This window comes from uncultured Cetobacterium sp. (assembly GCF_945952365.1).
Taxonomy (GTDB): domain Bacteria; phylum Fusobacteriota; class Fusobacteriia; order Fusobacteriales; family Fusobacteriaceae; genus Cetobacterium_A.
The window spans coordinates 24,413-42,717 of record NZ_CAMFHX010000016.1; the positions used below are offsets into that span (position 1 = coordinate 24,413).

Annotated in this window: 7 protein-coding genes; 5 read left to right on the plus strand and 2 right to left on the minus strand. The window is 30.0% G+C overall.

Going from position 1 to position 18,305, the window contains the following annotated elements; translation table 11 throughout:
- Nucleotides 1–9: 9 nt before the first annotated feature.
- Together Q0O83_RS07270 and Q0O83_RS07275 are read right to left on the minus strand one after the other, a co-directional pair.
- Nucleotides 10–2,298, minus strand: a complete 2,289-nt coding sequence (locus tag Q0O83_RS07270) for a glycosyl hydrolase family 18 protein (protein WP_294095705.1) — start codon at nucleotides 2,296–2,298, stop codon at nucleotides 10–12.
- A gap of 21 nt (nucleotides 2,299–2,319) precedes the next feature.
- Nucleotides 2,320–4,479, minus strand: a complete 2,160-nt coding sequence (locus Q0O83_RS07275; protein ID WP_294095708.1) for a chitinase — start codon at nucleotides 4,477–4,479, stop codon at nucleotides 2,320–2,322.
- Nucleotides 4,480–4,954: 475 nt separating this feature from the next.
- On the opposite strand from Q0O83_RS07275, the gene Q0O83_RS07280 reads away from it, so the two are divergent.
- The 5 genes from Q0O83_RS07280 to Q0O83_RS07300 all read left to right on the plus strand — a co-directional run bounded on the left by Q0O83_RS07280 (nucleotide 4,955) and on the right by Q0O83_RS07300 (nucleotide 18,303).
- Nucleotides 4,955–5,377, plus strand: a complete 423-nt coding sequence (locus Q0O83_RS07280) for a hypothetical protein (RefSeq protein WP_294095713.1) — start codon at nucleotides 4,955–4,957, stop codon at nucleotides 5,375–5,377.
- A gap of 30 nt (nucleotides 5,378–5,407) precedes the next feature.
- Entirely contained in the window at nucleotides 5,408–8,113 is a 2,706-nt protein-coding gene (locus Q0O83_RS07285; protein ID WP_294095715.1) for a glycosyl hydrolase family 18 protein, read from the plus strand.
- Between the two features lie 70 nt (nucleotides 8,114–8,183).
- On the plus strand, nucleotides 8,184–9,950 hold the full coding sequence (locus Q0O83_RS07290) for a hypothetical protein (protein ID WP_294095716.1): 1,767 nt from the start codon (nucleotides 8,184–8,186) through the stop codon (nucleotides 9,948–9,950).
- Between the two features lie 8 nt (nucleotides 9,951–9,958).
- On the plus strand, nucleotides 9,959–15,496 hold the full coding sequence (locus tag Q0O83_RS07295) for a discoidin domain-containing protein (protein ID WP_294095718.1): 5,538 nt from the start codon (nucleotides 9,959–9,961) through the stop codon (nucleotides 15,494–15,496).
- A 62-nt stretch (nucleotides 15,497–15,558) separates the two neighbouring features.
- Nucleotides 15,559–18,303, plus strand: a complete 2,745-nt coding sequence (locus tag Q0O83_RS07300) for a discoidin domain-containing protein (RefSeq protein ID WP_294095719.1) — start codon at nucleotides 15,559–15,561, stop codon at nucleotides 18,301–18,303.
- Nucleotides 18,304–18,305 lie beyond the last annotated feature (2 nt).

The window sequence follows — 18,305 nt, forward strand, 5'->3', positions numbered from 1 at the left end:
ATTAAATCACTATTTAATAAGAGGAGCTATAGCATTTTTAAATTGCCAGTTATGGTATTCATCCCAGTCGATACTCCAAGTCATGAATCCTTTTACATTTTCATATCCTCTTCTTTGAACTTCTCTCCAAGCATTAGTGAATACATTCATCTCATTGATAGCTCCAGTTCCTGCAGCTCCCAGTCCAGCTGGTAATCCAATCGCTAACATCTCTTCAGGAATTGGTCCAATTGGGAATATCATAGATTGAGGTTCTCCCCAAGCTGGTCCATCGTGACCTTTTATTAATGCTTCAGTGAATTCAGGAATGAATCTAGCTTGATCTCTACATTCAACTGGTCCGCTTCCATCAAATGCATATATTGCTGTTCCAGGTGCGTTATAGTATTGAGGGTGAATTGTTGTTATTAAGTGTTTTGTTTGTTTGATTAAATCAACATATAATCTTCCAAATCCTTCACTTATTAAGTAAGCAACTTCTGGAGCCATTGAGTATATGAAATTAGGATCTTTAGCTCTGAAGTATTCAACAATCTCTTGTATTGCATCTACAACATGGCTAGTTCCATTTTGAGCACTTTGACCTTCTAAGTCAACGTCAAATCCGTTAAATCCATACTCTTCAATAATTTTAATAACTCCATCTACAAATATTTTTTTATCACTTGCAGATTCTAAATGGAATACACCGTTTTGTCCTCCAACAGCGATTATAACATTGTGCCCTTTAGCTTTCATTCTAGCAACTTTATTTTTGAATTCAGCTTTTGTAACTTGTCCACTTGCTTCTGGATCGAATTGAGGAGTTAAATAGTCATTTGAATGCTCGATAAACGATACTACTATTGTATCATACTCAGTAGGAACTGCTTCTAAATCGATATATCTAGTTGCTCCAGCATTTCCTCCCCACGATGACCAGTAACCAATAAGAGATTTCTTAGAAGTTCCTGTAGACTCTTTCTTTATAGTTAATGTATTTGTTGTGAAGTAAGTTACTGTAGTTTCTCCTACACCAGCAAATACTAATTGTACATCATTGTTTCCAGTTAATAGTGGAAGTATTGCTACAGCTATATTAACATTTAACATTGAAGATCTTCTTGTTAGCTCAACCGGCTTTAATGATGATTTAAATCCATTTACATAGATTGCATATTCAGAGTGAATATTAGTATGAGGAACAGAAACAGTTCCTAAAACAGCAGATTCATCTCCATTTAAGTATATTGTTCCAACTTCAGTTGATCCTAAGATAGGTAATCTATCAGGGAAAGAAACTTTTGGAGTTTCTGGATCAGGATTTGGTTCTGGATCTGGAGTAGTTCCTCCACCAATAATCTCTCCATTGATTATAAGAGTAACAGGTTGTCCGTTTAAAGTTGCATTAGATGCCACTTTATTATCGAACGGAGATCCGTTTCCGTTTATTCCAGCTACTTTAAAACTACCATTTGGTCCTAAGTTAAAGTTAGGAGCTCCTGACCAATCACTTCCAGAAGTTATAACCATTCTATTTCCAACTTTAGAAGCATTTATTTGCCACTGAGAAAGGCTAGAAACAGGAGAGTCAAAACTTAATTCCCAGTTTCCACCAAAGTTCTCTGTTGTATGAGAGATTAACTCTAAATCAGCACTAAATCCAGTTCCCCAAGATTGACTTGAAGTAAGTTTTAATGTTGCAATAGCATCAGTTGATGGAGGAGGAACAATAACATCCTCTTTAATAGTAGCTATATTAGAGTGCTTTGTAATTTGCTCTAATGAGTTAGCTCCTGTGTATGAGTATATAGCTTCTACAACATAATCTCCAGCTGTTAAAATACTGTTGAATGTAACAGGTGTAGTTGGTGTAGTTGTAGTTCTTTGTTCGATTACATTTCTAACAGAAGTCTTTAAGTTATATGTAACTTGAGTAAGTCTTCCTTGAATATCAGAAATTGATTTAGAAACAACAGTAGCTTTTTTATCAGCTGTGCTTAATTCAACACTTCCGATAGTTGGAAGTATTACTTCAGGTTCTGGATCAGGATTTGGATCCACTGGTGGGTTTTCAATTTCGATATCTAAATCAAAGATTGTTTTCTCAACAGCAGCAAGTAACTCTTTTACTTCGAAGAAATAAATGATAGAAGACTCCATTGTTAAGTTGTTCATTTTATTTTTTAGTTCAATTAATTGTATATTTAAAGATTCAAGCTCACTAGAAGAATCAACAAATTTTTTCTTTAAATTGTTATAGTGGCTTAAAACATTTGAAAAATGCGATTTAATGCTTTGTATTTCTAAAGTATTCATTACACACTCCTTGTTTAAAAATTATAGTGCAGTTTCTTTCCATGCTTCATTTGAAGTTGGTGGATTATCCCATGCAGAAACATACCAACCGTTAACATAGTATTTTCCTTCGTAGTAAACTTTTGTATTTCCATTTGGATAAGAAATTGACTGATGCCAAACAGGAACTCCGTTATGAACTCCACAATCTTGTGAAGGAATAAGGTTATTTACGTTAGGATTGATGTTGTTATAAACTTGGAAAGCTTTTGAGAATGCTAATTCTTCTTGTGCTAGTCCAGTTGAATCAGGCCCATTTACTTCAGAACCATTGTTTGCTTTATCTCTGTTAGCAGACCAGAAAGTAATCATACCAACATTTTTTGTTTTACAGAACTCTACAACAGGAGCAACGTCAGCTAAGTAGAATGTATTGAAAGCACCAGTATCGTTTATTCCAATCTCAGGACAGATACCAACCATAGCCCAAAGCTCGTCGTCAGTTTTTATAATTCCGTTGTTGTTGTAAAGAGTTTTTAATTGAGAGTGTAAATTTGTCATAGCAGATATAGATTGCTCAGCCATATTTCCAGCGTAAGCGGCTCCGTAACACATAGCCATAACGTTAACTCCTTCAATTTCTACTCCTGCCTTTATAGCATCATCTAAAAGAAGTAACTCGTTTTGGTTTAATCCGTAAGGCATAACAGGAAGTGTAAACCAGATACCAACGTATCTTCCTTCAGCATTTAATTCATTTTGTAAAAGTTTTATAGCTTGGTGATTTCTTTTGTTTGCATCGCAAGTTGCATTTCCAACAGTGCTATTATGCTCCATATCGAAATCGACTCTTTTTAAGTCCCAAGCATCGATAATAGATTTATATTTATTTTTTAAATCTTGGATATCAGTAATAGTTTCGTTTAGGTATGGTCCGTTAAGTCCACCAAATGATATACAAACATCTCCACCCATAGATCTTAATCTTTCGATATCTTGCATTAATCCAGCGTTAGTTCCCTTGTTCCCAGGTAAAGATAAATTTCCTGCCCAAGCTGGATTATTGTTAGTATCAGCAGTTATAAATCCTAAATTATAGAATTGAACTCCTGTTACTTTTGACTTGTCAGCTAAAGCAAACTTGAAGTTGATATCATCTCTAGCAGCATCAACAAATGGTGCAAAGATTGCTCTTGGCCATTTTGTTACTGGTGTAGGATTAGGGTTTGGGTTTGGATCAGGATTTGGTTCTGGATCCGGTGTAGGGTTAGGATCTACAATATCTCCTTTGATGTTGATAATATTAGAGTTTAATAAAATCGCACCAGTTCTTGATCCTAAGTTATATGTACAGTTACAGTTAAAGAAATAATTTCCTTCAGCAACATCAGCAAACTCAATGTGATCAAATGGATTGTTTTTAACAACTGTTTCAATAGTAACATTGTTTGTATTTTTTAAAGTATAAGTAACTTCAGTTATAGCAGAATCTAAATCAATAATTTTAGTTAATAATCCTTTAGGAGTATTTCCAAAGTTTGTTAAAGCAGCGCAACATATAGTTGGTACTTCTTTATCTACTAATTGAACAGTTACTGTATTTGATTTAATAGACTTGCTTAAAACAGTTTCATTAGCAGCGTCATAGTAGTATGTTGCTACAAAATGGAAACTTCCAGCTTCTCTAAATTTGAAATCTACATTAAATAGAGAATCAGATGTAGATGCTTGAGATATCTGAGTATTTCCAGTTGAAGTTTCTTTATATAATCTGTATTCAATATTGTTTAATCTTATTTCAGGATCAACAATATCTTTTAGAGTTCCGATTAAAGTAACTCCAGTATCTGTTAATAAAGCTGTTTTAATTTCAGGTACAATGATTTCAGGAACTTCAGGATCAGGAGTTTCTGTTTCATTACCTTCAATGATATGCTCTAAGTCGAAAATCATTTTTTCAACATCATAAGCTAAAGCTTTTATTTCATAAAACTCATTGATGCTATTAGTGCTGTTTAGGTTATTAGCTAATCCAACTAAAGCTTCCAATTTATTTTTTGTTATATTATATTCTGGATTTGAAGATACAATATCCATAATTACGTTCATACTTGTTTGAAGAGTTTTAAATTTATCAAACAGAGATGAAATTTTAGTTTTTAAGTCACTAACTTGAAAATCTAGTTCGTTATTAGAGTTCAAAATAAAAAACCTCCTATTTTTTTAATCTTACGAATAGTTTTAGTTCACGATTTTTATAATTTATAATTTTTTTAAAATTTATTTTTTTAATTTTTGTAAAAAAGAAAAAATATTTCAGAAACATTTAAGTTTAAATGATAAGTTAATCTATAGTAGCATAAGAATTATGAAATTTCAAATCAAAATATTTTTTATAAGGATTAAATAATGCATAAACCCTTGTATAGTATAGTCTTGTTAATAAAAATCTTCGTAATAAAAAAATTTTTTTAAAAAATATAGTTGATTATTTTCGATAAAAACTGTATTATATTTTCATAAAAGTTTAGATAAAAAAATCGAAACTGAAGAAAAAATATGAAAATATAATTCAAAAATTATTTTAAAAATTAAAAAAAGAATTTAAAACTATTATGTTAAATGATGATAAGTTAAATATTGTAGTTGGGATATTTTTATAATGGAAGGAGATAGAATGTTCTTTAATAGAAAAAATAAAGAGCTAAAGAAAGAGATTGCTAATCTAATTGCTATAAATAAGGAATATGAAGAAAAATGTGAGTATTACCAAGAGAAATACTTACAAATTAAAACAGAATATGTTGAAGCTCTGAAAAGAAATGAAAACTTTAATAATGCATTTAGAGAAAGCTTTTCAGAATTATCTTCAAAATTAATATCAGTTGAGATTACACTTTCTAAGTTAGAAGAAAGCAGTACAGATTTTACGAAGACAGCGAATCTTTTAAAAAGGTTCCAAGAGTTTGAAAACGATTTAATAAAGTTATCAAAAGAGATTTCTAGATTATCTACGTTTTTAGAAAAGCATACAAATTTTAATAAAGAAACATCAACTTATCAAGCAAATCTTGAACAGTCATATAAAATGTTTAAATAAAAAATTTACTGATGGAGGATAAAGTTACAAATGAAAAGAATGAATAATGATTTATTTCCTATTGTAGATAGAGAACAAGAATTTCAAAAAATATATAATAACACAATAGAGAAGGTTAATTACATAAATGCAAAATACTCAGAGACTCACAACGGAGTAGAGTGTGAAGAGTTAGATTCACTAATTGAACAAATGAATAACTTTGTTTTAAACTTAACTAGAGTTACAAAGTTAGAGGAGTACTTATCTTTCAAGCTATTAGTTCAAAAGATTTTAAGACTATTAGGAGAGTGTGATCACGATGGTGTTATTCCTCCAATAGAGCCTGAATTAGAGCCAGTTGTAATAAAAGCTATTTTACAAAACTTAAATAAAAAGTTAGTAGGAGAGTTATTAACTGCTGAAAACGACTACTTAATAACTTCTGTAGAGTATGAATTATACAAAAATAATACAAGAGTAGAAAAAGTAACTACAAACTCTGCATCAGTTACAGCAAACTTTACATCAACTGAGCCAGGAAGCTACCACTTCTTAGCTAAGTACTACTGGGCAGATAAGTTCAAGCAAATCATGTCAAACACAGTAGTAATCGAAGAAGAGGTTGTTGTTCCACCACCAGTAGATGGAGAGTTCCCAGCAACTTTACCATACTCAAACTTATGGGCACATACTGTAAACAGTAACGGAAACTATGAAATAACATTAAACAATACTTGGGGAATTATCGATAGCAGATTAGCTGTTTATTTAGATGGTCAACTTTCAGAGGTATTAGATACAACTTATGCTGCAGGAAACAAAGGATCAGCTAAAAATGTTGTATCAACTTCTAAGTTCCCATCAAATAAGGATTTAAAGTTTGTTTATAAAGTTACTTATGTAAGAGATGAAAAGACAAATGATAAAGTTGTAGTTTACTATAAGAGTACAACTGGAAATATTGAAATTGCAACTCCAGATGGAGGAGTAAAATACTGTAACTACCCAGAGTGGAACCCAGAAATTGAATATGGATCAGCAACTGGTAAAATTGTATTCTACCAAGGATTCCATTTCAAACACAGTGGATGGGCTTCAAAAGGAGATTCTCCTAAAACAAACGGTGACTGGTCACCTTGGACAATGTTATCTACTTCAGAAGAAGCAGCTATTAACTGTCCAGGAAACCACATGATGGATTCAGCAGGAACAGCACCTAATGCACATTTAGAGCCAATGGATATAACTAAAGTAGAAGGTTTAGGAACTCCTATGGAAAAAATGCACATAACTTATACTCCAGAGTGGGGGAAATGGGGAGGAAGAAAATATACTCCAAAAATTTCTCCATGGAACAAAATCTCTCATATGCAATATGCATTCGTAGATGTAATTCCTGATTACACTGGAAATTTCTTCACAGATAAAGATGATATATCTCATTTAAAGAGATCAGCAGCAGATGCTCCAATTGGAACAAGCTTAAAGGTATCTCCAAATATATTTGATCCAGGTGCAGCGTTCTCAGCTTATGGTGGAACAAATGCATTTATGACTGAGTATAACGAAATGTCTAGAAAATATCCATATGTTAAGCCAATCGCTTCATTAGGAGGATGGTCAAGATCAGCATTCTTTAGAGATGCAGCTCAACCAAACAATATAGCACACTTCGTACAAAGATGTATTGACTTTATTAGAGAGTTCAATATGGTTGGAATAGATATCGACTGGGAATTCCCTTGTAACAGAAGAGATGGAGATTTAGTAGATAGTCCAAACGATTTAGGATCTCCAAGAGCAGCAGATGATGAAGAGTTCTTATTCACAAACTTAATGCAAGCGTTAAGAGTTGCATTAGATAAAGCTGGAGAAGAGGATGGAAAATACTACTTCTTATCATGTGCTATCGTATCAGGAAAGAATCATATATTAAAGAGTGGAATCGGAGTATGGCATCCAACTTGTGACTTCATTAGTTACATGACTTATGATGTACATGGAGCGTTTGATTCAATAACAAACCACCAATCATACTTATTCCAAAATCCATCTGAGCCATCAGTAGAAACAAATCCAAATGGAAATGCTATGGCAATAAGCGATTTAATAAAGTTTGTAACAACAACTTATGGAGTACCTGTTAATAAGATAACAATAGGAACACCATTCTATTCAAGAGGTTGGTCAGGAATCTTCAAGCCAACATCAGGATGGCCAACAAGCATGCCAGGATTATTTGTTGAAACAAATATTGATGCTGCAAGCAATGGAACTAAAGGATGTTCAGCTCCAGGAACAATGGATGGAGGAAGAGGAGCAGGAGTTTTACCTCTACACCACTTAAATAAATTAATAAAAGGTGAAAATGTATCTGTAAGAACACTAGATATGAATGGACCGGCTAATCCTCATGCAGGAACAACTCTAATCGGAGCAGACTTCAACTACTACTATGATGAAGCAGCACAAGTTCCTTACTTATACAATGAGAAAGCAGGAATCTTCTATACATTTGAAGATGAGAGATCAGCAGAAACTAAGTGTCAATGGATAATTGATAACAACTTAGCGGGAGTAATCTCGTGGGATATCGCAATGGATGACTACGGAATCGATATGCACGGTTCGTCAGCTACATCAGCTTACCCATCATTATATCAAGCAGATCACTTATTAACATCAGTAATATTTGATAAATTTAAAGCAAACTCTTTAAGATTAAACTACTTAAACAGACTTGCTAGAAGATAATATATAAAACTAAGAAAGGGGAGGTAACTCCCCTTTCAGTCTAGTTAAATTTAGGAGAGGAGATAAAATAATGATTAAAAACAACAGAGAGATTACTCTTATAGATAACAGTCTAATTACAGCATCTTCAAATATCTCAACATATTCAACTAATATTCCAGCTTTAATTTTAGATGATAGTGAAGATACTTTATTTCACTCTAATCAATTCCAAACAGGTGGATATGGAGATGTTTATTTTAAGTTTGAAACATCTAGATCAATAAACAAAATTGAATTTTTGACAAGACATCCATCTCAAGGAAATGGTCGTATAGAACAATACGAAGTTTTATATAAAAATAGAAGTTTTGACGCAGAATGGATTTCGGTTTTTAAATCTGAAGTTGAAACAATTAACGGTTGGAGAGAAGCAAATTTTGAAGATATATTAGCTTCTGAGATATGTATAAGAGTCCATAGAAGTTATGGAAATTGGATAGTTATGAACGATATAAAAATATATTCATCAACTGAAGCTGAATCAGATTTACTTCAAGTTTTCTATGACTTAGAGTGTACAGGAATTAAAACAGATATAAACTTATTCGAAATAGCTTCTTTAAAGGAGAAATATTTAGGAAATACTCATTTTGAAAATATTTTAAATTTAGGAAAGTTTTTATGGTTAAATAAAAATAATACTACTAAAAAAAATATAAAACTTCTTAAGTATAATATATCCTCAGAAGAATTTTCAGAAACTTTGAAAATAGAGCCTAGTGGATGTTTGAGACACTTAGGTTTAACTTTAACTCTTAAAAATGAGATTGTGATTATTTCAAGTTCGGATTTAAAAATTTATATAAAAGATGATATTGTTGGAGAGACTAAAAAGATAATAGAGATAAAGTCTGGATTTAATTTAATATATTCTAAAGATATTTATGGAGATATGTTTGTAGATGAATTATTAGAGGATTTAAACTTAGTTGTTTATAACGCCTTAAGTGCAACATATTTTACTCTAGGTAAAGATAGATATGAGGATTTTCTTCAAAAAAATGAGCTGTCATCAAAAGCGTATATAGAAGGTAAAAACTTTGTAGCCTATTTAAATTTAAAATGGCTAAAAGAAAATTTTAGTAATTTTGATTTTATTCAAGGGATAGAGAATTTAGATACAATTTTAGATTATACATACTTCTTAATAAATAGAAACGAATATTTTTATGAAACACCGACTAAGAGATTTATATATGAAGGAAATCTTGTAGACAGAGTTATAAAACAAGATCTTTCTGAAGTGGGAAGTTATACTTCTTTCTCTGGGGTACCTAATCTAATGTTTTGTAAAAATATAGAAAGTTTAGCAAATCCAAATTTCTGTAGAGTTATATCTAAAGAGTTAGTATTAAAAAGTTATTTTCCAGAGGATATTTATGAAGCTCTAACTTTAATATTAGCAAAAGAGTTGGAGTTTAGATATTCAAGAGTTTTAGGAATTCCAGAAGATGAAAAGAAAGCTATTTGGCTGAAATTAAGATTATTTTCAGATACAAATCGTTTTATAACAAGAATCTTCAAAAAAGTTCAAAAAATTGGATTTAATGAGAATGAAACAGCAATAAATACAATGGTTAAATGGGTTACTGAAATTTTAGAAAGAGATACTTCAAAATATTTTGTAGCAGCAGGTTATACTTTGACAAATGAAACGCTACAATACTGTGGCTCTTATCCAGAAATTGGATTAAATTTAAATGATATAAGTTTTGTAAATTATAAGACATTTATAGAAGATGAGATAAAAATAATTAATGCAAATTATAAAGCAAATCAAATAGGAAAAGCTTAGGAGGAAATATGAGCTTAGAATTAACTTTTATTAGAAATGGAAATGCTCCAAGTGGAAATACATTTAATTTAAAATTAAGTTCAAATTCGATTATAAAAAATTTGATATTAGAATCACAAAATAATATATTTCCTTCAGATTTAAATGTAGATTTTGAGGATTTTATTGGAAATAAAGTGACTTTAAAAGCTAGATTGGTAAGAACGATGGGAAATATTCAGGAGTGGGAGCTTGATGCAGTTTTAACAAATGATGTAAAGGTTAAAATTCCAGAAACAGAAGCTTCAATAATAAATGTAACCCCTGTTTTAACAGATATAAAACCATACTACGCTCAAGATGATATAGATACAAGAATTTCTAAAAACGATTTAGAAGTTATTCAAAATACAAATAATGAAGTTATTCTTAATTTAAAAGAGAGTAGAATAATTGATAGAGTAAAGTTATTAAAAAATATTTCTGATTTAGAGATTTTTTATACTCCTGGTGAAGGACAAGATTGGATTCCTCTAACTAATATAGAGATAGATGATACATTAAAAATTCATCCAATAATGGCTAAGTCAATATGTCTTAGAAGTTCTACTAAAATTGAGATTTCAGAAGATGAGTTTGAAATTTTTATGTTTAACTATTTAAGTGTAGAGATTGAAAATTTATTTACAGATAATACCTATACAGCTTTAAAACCAGAAGTAACAATGGAGAGTGTCGAAAAACTTTTAGATAGAACTACTGTTACTTCGGAATATTTAGAAAAACTTTTCATTGCCAAAAATATCTTACTGGAGAAAATAATGCCAATAACAATAAGCTACGAATCAGAAAATTTTAAAGTCTTTGAAAAGTTTGAAATAAAATCAATGGATCCAATTTATAGAGTTATTATAAATTATGAAGATTCTTATGGGAATAGAAAAAGTTTACAAAGTGATAATATTTTAGATGGTATTGTTACTTTTGAAAAGTTCTATTCAAAAAATATAGATTTTAATATATATGGGGTTGAAGCTTCTTCAACTATTGAAATATCAGAAATTGAATTGCACCAAGATGACTACTATTTAGAAAGTGATATAGATAGTAGAGTTGATAAAAATACGATTATAGCGACATCAGGATGTGGAACATATGCTCACTTAATTGCTCAAAGAGCTGTTGATGGAGATGAAAGTACAAACTTCCATAGTGAATCATATACTTCAATGGGTCATGGAGATGTATACTTTAATTTTTTAAACCCTGTTGTAATGGATAGAATTCATATTTTAACAAGAGCGAACTCTTTAGGAAGAATTGATAATTATAAAGTTCTTTACAAAGAGAGATCGAACGAAGAGTGGATTGAGATTGCAGAGTCGATAAATGAAGGTGTGAGTGGTAATTGGAGAAATGTAAAGATAAATCCAATTTTAGTTTCGGATATCTGCATTAGAGTAACTAAATCAAACGATGATCATGTAATTATATATGAAACTGAATTTTTCAAGCACAATACATTAGAAAAAAAACTTAAGGATTTATTCCAAGATGCAGAGTGTGAAGTTTTAAGAGAGGGCGTAAGTATTGCTGAACTTGATTTAATAGAAAGGCTATTAGGAGCAACACAAGAGTATATAGAATTATTTAATAAAGCTAAAAGTTTATATATTGATTCGTTGCTACCAGTAAAGTATTCTGTAAATTTAGCAACTAGAAGTGTTATATCATCGCTTAGATTTAATTCAGTCGGAAGAGTTTTAAAGTGTTTAGTTAAATGGATAGATGAATATGGTTATGAAAAAACTTCAGAAGAGATATCAAAAGTTGAGGATAAACAGATTTTAGCATTTACTTTTGAAAAGTTCTACGCTTCTGAATTTGAATTAAATATATTTGGAGAAGTGACACTAGATGATATTTCAAACGTTGAAGTTTTGAGTATTTCACAAGATGATTATTATGCCTCTGAGGATATTGATGTAAGATTAGATAAAGGTATAATGACTGCAAAATCTTTATGTGGACAATATTCAAATGAATCTCCTGCTAAAGCGATTGATGGCGATGAGAATACAAACTACCACAGTGCAGACTATACAAAATATGGAACAGGAGAGTACGGAGACTTCCAATTAGAGCTAGGAGACCTCTTTGTAATCGATAGAGTTAATCTTAAAACGAGATCATCTTATAATGGAAGAATAAAAGCTTATGAAGTTTTATATAAAACAAAAAGTGAAGAGAATTGGAAGAAGGTATTCGAACAGTTAACAGAGGAATCTGGAGTGAATAGAGAGGCTAAATTTAAGCCAGTGTTAGCTTCAGAGATATGTATAAGGGTAACAAATGGACATAATAATTTTATTTACATAAGTGAGATGGATGTATTTAAATTTAACTTAATAGAGGAGAGAATATCTAACCTATTTTTAGATGAGAATGAAACTATATTAAGAGAAAATGTCACTTTAGAAGAGATTGAAGATTTAGAAAAAATCCTTATAACAGAGGAGTATATAAAAAGGGTTCAAAAAGCTAAAACTCTTTATATCGATGGTTTATTGCCAGAGATATTTGAGATAGATTTACTAAATAAAACTATTTTTGATAAAGTTGAATTTTTATGTGAAGAAAGAATTCTAAAAGCTGAAATTGAATATGAAGATGTTTTAGGAAATACTCTTGTTGCTCGTGCTGAAATAAAAAGGGATGATGCAAGAGTGAGTCTAGAGATTCCTAAAATTATGACATCAAAAGCTCAGATTTTAATTTATGGAGCTGAAAGAATCTACTCAGTTGAAACAAATATGTATAGCACTAAAGAGTTTGCAATAAATGAAGATATTAATACAAAGTTTGACTTAGCAAATGCAATTTTAACTCCAACAACAGAGAATACATCTTATCCATTAATAAACTTATACGATGGAAATTTAGAAAATCAATTCCATAGTACACCATATAATGATTATTTCGAACTAAAAATAAAGTTAGAAAAAGAGTATTTAATTGACTCTTTGAGACTCTTGAGTTTTAGATCAAATACATCAGGTCTTATAAATAGATTTAAAGTTTTAGTAAAAACAGCAGATTTAAATAACCCTTGGCTTGAATTTGGAAGTAAAACAGTTGAAGGCTATAAAAATGAATGGTTAGAGACTAAAAATACACCATACTTAACGGATGAGGTTTGTTTGAGAGTTGAGGACTCAGTTAATAAATGGGTTTTAATGAATGAGCTAGAACTATTTATATACAATACGTTAAATGATGATATAAAGGATTTATTTGAAGATTCTGAGGAGACAATTCTAAGAGAATCTATTCAATTTGAAGATATTTTGGCCTTAGAAGAAAGATGTCTAGTAACAGAAAGTTATAAAATTAGAGTTCAAAAAGCTAAAGATTTATATTTAGAAAGATTAAATCCTGTAGTAGCTAATTTAAAGAACGATAAGATTTCAATTTTTAAAAGTATAGATGTTTTATTAGATGAAGAGTTAGATTATCTGTATTGTATAAAATTAAAATATGAAACAACTTCAAATGCAGTTGTAGAAATAAAAGATATAGTTATACAAAAACAATCAAACAGTTTAAAAATAGAGTTTTCTGAGGTTGTAGGAAAAAATATAGAGGTTTCTATTTACTTAGATGAATATGAAAAATATAAAATAAATAGCATTCAAAAGGGTAGTTTAGATCAAAGTTTATATTATAACCTAAATGATATCTATAGATACTATCCAATTGAAAATATCTCAGTTGAATCGAAGTGTGGAGAAACAATATCTATTCAAAATATGTTAGATGGAGATATAAATACATATTTCCAATCAAATGGTTTAGGAGATATTATCTTTATATTTGATGAAAAGAAGGTAATAGATGAGTTTAAATATTACTGTAGACATGGAAATGGAAATAATGGAAAAATTAATAGAGCCAAACTTTTATATAAAGAAAACTCAGATTCTGAATGGAAAGTTTTAGTTGACTATAACACATCGTCTCCTTTCTCTGGAGAGAATGTATTTGCATTCAATCCGACATTAGTTAAAGAGGTTTGTTTTAGAATAGAGGAAGCTTATGCAGGTATTGTTGTATTAAATCACGTATCTTTCAAAGTCTATAATAGACTTGAAGACGAGATTAATAACCTGTTTGAAGATAAGGTAATGTTAAGAACATTGAAAAAAAATATTACTTTAAGAGTTGTTGAAAATTTAAAAGCAAAAGTTATTCAAGATAAAGAGCTTAGAGTTAAATTATATATAGCTGAGGTTATTTTAAAGAATAAAAGAGTTTCACCATTTAAAAGTTACAAAATAAAAAGTATAAAAAACTCAATCCAAGATTACTTTAATCCATTAAAAACTAATACAACTGGAGATTTATGTTTAACACCATACTATCTTCATTCAAACAAAGATTATGTTTTTGTAGCTAATAAATCTATAGATGCCCATATAGTTATAAGAGAAAATGGTCCAAGATCTGAGTTTTCTTTCAGAGTTCAAAAGGGTTTAAATATTATCAATATGGGAGACCAAACAGGTCAAATGGTGGTGACAGGAAGTAGAGTAGAAGAGATTGAAGTTTACTCGTTAGATAAAGAGGATGCCTTAATATATAGATATGGATATACTTCAGAGGACGAGCTATATGATAAGCCTCAAAACGAAGTTAAAGTAGAAGAGATAACAGATGAAGATGAAAATGTGACAGTATATAATTCAAATTTAGCTTATATAGAAGGAAGAAATTTTATAGGTGTTGTTAGATACGATTGGATACTAAAAAATATACCTAAAGGAAAGCTAACAAAAATGGTTGAATTAGCCGATGAATTTATAGACTTTTTATACTATTTAGATAATAAAGACGAGCATTTCAATAACTCGATACCTTATAAAAGATTGATGTGGGTAGGGTCTAGACATAGTAATCCACACGCAGGTGGAGGTCTAGGTGGAGGCTATACAGCTTATTCTGGTGGTAGTCACGATGTATTAAATAGTAGCCTTACTAGATTTGCAAACTCTTGGGTAGTTGGACATGAGATTGGACATGAGATGGATGTAAACAACTATCATATGAATCTATTTGGTGAAGTAACTAATAATTGGTATGCTGAAGAGTGTATGGCTGAGTTTACTAAGGGGATTAGAACAGCGAATAACATGATAGATATCTCAGATAAAAATGATCCAATAAATAAAATGGGTGTTTTTGATGTTTTAGCATTTTGGTTTAAATTTAGAGCCTATTATGGAGATAATGACTTTATAGTAAAGATGCATCAATATATGCAAAAGATAAGTACTGAATCGATAGAGGATACAGGAAGTAAATTAGCAGTTTATGTGACAAGAATACTTAAAAGAGATGCAAGTGATTATTTCTTAAAACATGGTTTTGAATTGACAGCTGAAAGTATCGAGTATTGTAATACTTATCCTAAGTTTACAATAGATATATCTGGAATAAATTGGAGTAATCAAGATGAATTTAGAGCAGAGGAAAAAAGATTATTTAATTTGAGATATAAAGGTAATTAGTACTAAAAAGCTCAAAATTTAGCTTTTGAGCTTTTTAAATATAAAATTTACAAGGAGGGTATATGTATCAAGAGTTAATATACAAATTTAACTTTTCTAGATCAAAGGTAGCTAAAGATATTGAGTTACAGACATCTGGTAGAGTTATAAATGCAACAGTAAAAACAAAAGACTCTTATGGTAATACATTACTAAATGAATTAAAAAGTGTGGAGGTTTTAGGAGAAAAAAATCTTTTAAAATTTGAAGCTTTTTATGGGAATGAGTATGAGTTAACAGTTTATGGAACAGATGTTTCTTATGAAAATATAAGAGATATCAAAGTTCTAGAAGAGGATCAGCTTCAATTCAAATTCGGAGAGGATGTTCCACATGAAAGCCTCTTAGACACAGCGATGGATAGAGCTAATATGATGGCATCTTCAACAGCTAATATAGTTGAAAATAATACTACTGATAAAGCTTTAGATGGAAATATAAATACATATTTCTTAGGTCAAAAAAATCCATCTGATGAAGATATTGATTTTATTATTGATTTAGGAGAGAGTGCTTTAATCAATAGAGTAGAGTTTACAACGAATAGTGATGAAGAGGGGAAAATAAAAGCTTATAAATTACTATATAGAAGTTTTTCAGGAGATGAGTGGAAAGAGATTTACTCAAAATCAAATGAAGAGTTTAATAGAAAAAGTTGTATTTTTGAAACAGTTTTAGCTAAGGAGATTTGTATAAGAGTTTCTGAAAGTGGAGAAAATAAGATATATATATCACAGATTGAAATTTTAAAATATAGATCATTAAAAGATGAAGTATTTGGATTGTTTTTAGAAAATAATAGATCTCAACTAGCAGTTGATGTAACTCAAGATATGATTGTAAATCTTCAAGAGAGAGTTATTTATACAGAGGATTATATGAGGATGTTAGAGGTTGCAAGCGACCTATTTATTGAAAAATATTCGTTAAGTCCAACGGTAGTAGAGATACCATTAACTGGAGAAAGTATTATAAATAGAGTTAGTTTTAAAGCTGGCAGAGATATGATAAAAGCAACTTTAAGATATGTAGATTCTTTAGGTGTAATAAGAGTAAAAAGACTTTATTGGTATGTTGAAAATAAAGTTGATGATGTTATTACAATTGGAGTAGAGGAGTTTGCAGGAAGATTAAGAGTGCATACAGCTAAAGCTGAGCTGTTAATCTATGGAACGAATGAAGCTGAGGTAGTAGGAGTTGAAATACTTCCTTTAGAGAATTTCTATTTAAGAGAGGAAACTGAAAATACCATTAATTTAGAAGATAGCTTTATATCAGAGCAAAATCCAAAAGATACATTAATTCTTACTCAAGAGTATCTTTTAAGTGAAGTAAGGCTTCTAACAAATGAAGAGGTAAAAGTTTTTGTTAAAGATACAGGAAGAAGTAGTCGTTTATCTTGGGATGAAAATGCTGAAAGTAAAGAGTATGTGGAAATAGGAAAAATTGAGAACAATAGATTGAAATTCCCACAAAAATATTTCACCAAAGAGATTAAATTAACAAGTCAATCTGGACAGAGCTATATAAAATATTTAGAGGTAGATCAGTATAATAGCATTGAAGAAGAGGTCGAGAATTTATTTAGAGATGATACATATACAAGTTTAAAAGAAGATGTGACTTTTGAGATGATTTTAGATATAGAGTCAAGAGTGAAAGAAGATGGTAAATACATATCTAAGGTAAAAATGGCTAAATCTTTCTTCATTCAGAATAGCTTAGTTGAAGAGTTTGATTTAAACTTTACAGAACCTAAAATTTTTGACCAGATTAGATTTATAACATTAGATAATCCTTATAAGGTAGAGCTAATATATGAAAATCCTACAGGAGATATTTTAAGAAGAGATTGTGCTTTTAAAATAGATGATGAAGAGGTTACTGTAACTTTTGAAAAAATATACGCAACAAAAGCAAAATTGAAAGTTCATGGAATCGAAAGAGGTTATAAAGTTAAAACAAATATCTTCAGTGTGAATAACTATGTTGTTGAAAATGATGCTGAAGAGGAGTTCGCTCTTTTTGAAAGAATATCCGAAGTTAAAACTACTCAAAATGGAATTTATACAGATTATATTATAACTTTAGATAAAGAGGAGTTAATTTATAAGTTCAAAACTTTATCAAGAGCAGATATCTTTATAAAAGATATGCTTTCAGGAAACTATGTTGAATTTAAAGAGGATGCAGATGTTTTAGAATCAAGAAAGGGTTACTTGGTAAAAGAGTTTATATATAGATCATATAACAATTTATCTAAAGAGAGTGCTTTAGAAAACTTAAAAGCTTATAAAATAAGTAAAGTAAAATTAGGAGTAGATAGCTTATTCAGAGATAATGAGTGCACAACACTATCAGATTTTGTAACGTTTGATTATATTTTAGAGTTAGAAAAGAATATAGTTTCTTCAATAGCGTATAAATTGAAAGTAGAAAAAGCTAAAGAGATATTAACTTCAGATATCCAATATTTAGAATATACTTTAGAAACAAACCCAACTTTAAGAATAAATAGTTTAAATTTAAACTTTACAGAGAAGTTAGAATCTGTTTTTGATTTTAAGTTATATAGTAAAACTTTATCTGGAGAGACTCTTCAAATAGATAGATTTGCTTTAATAGACCTAGAAGATGGAAAACATATTATTTTAAATTTCGATGAGATATACTCTCAAGAATTAAAAGTTATGTTGAAAATATCAGAAGCTGAAAGCTGGAAGTTTGCAGTAGCATACGAGGAGTATAGTGAGCTAAGTACAAAATAGAA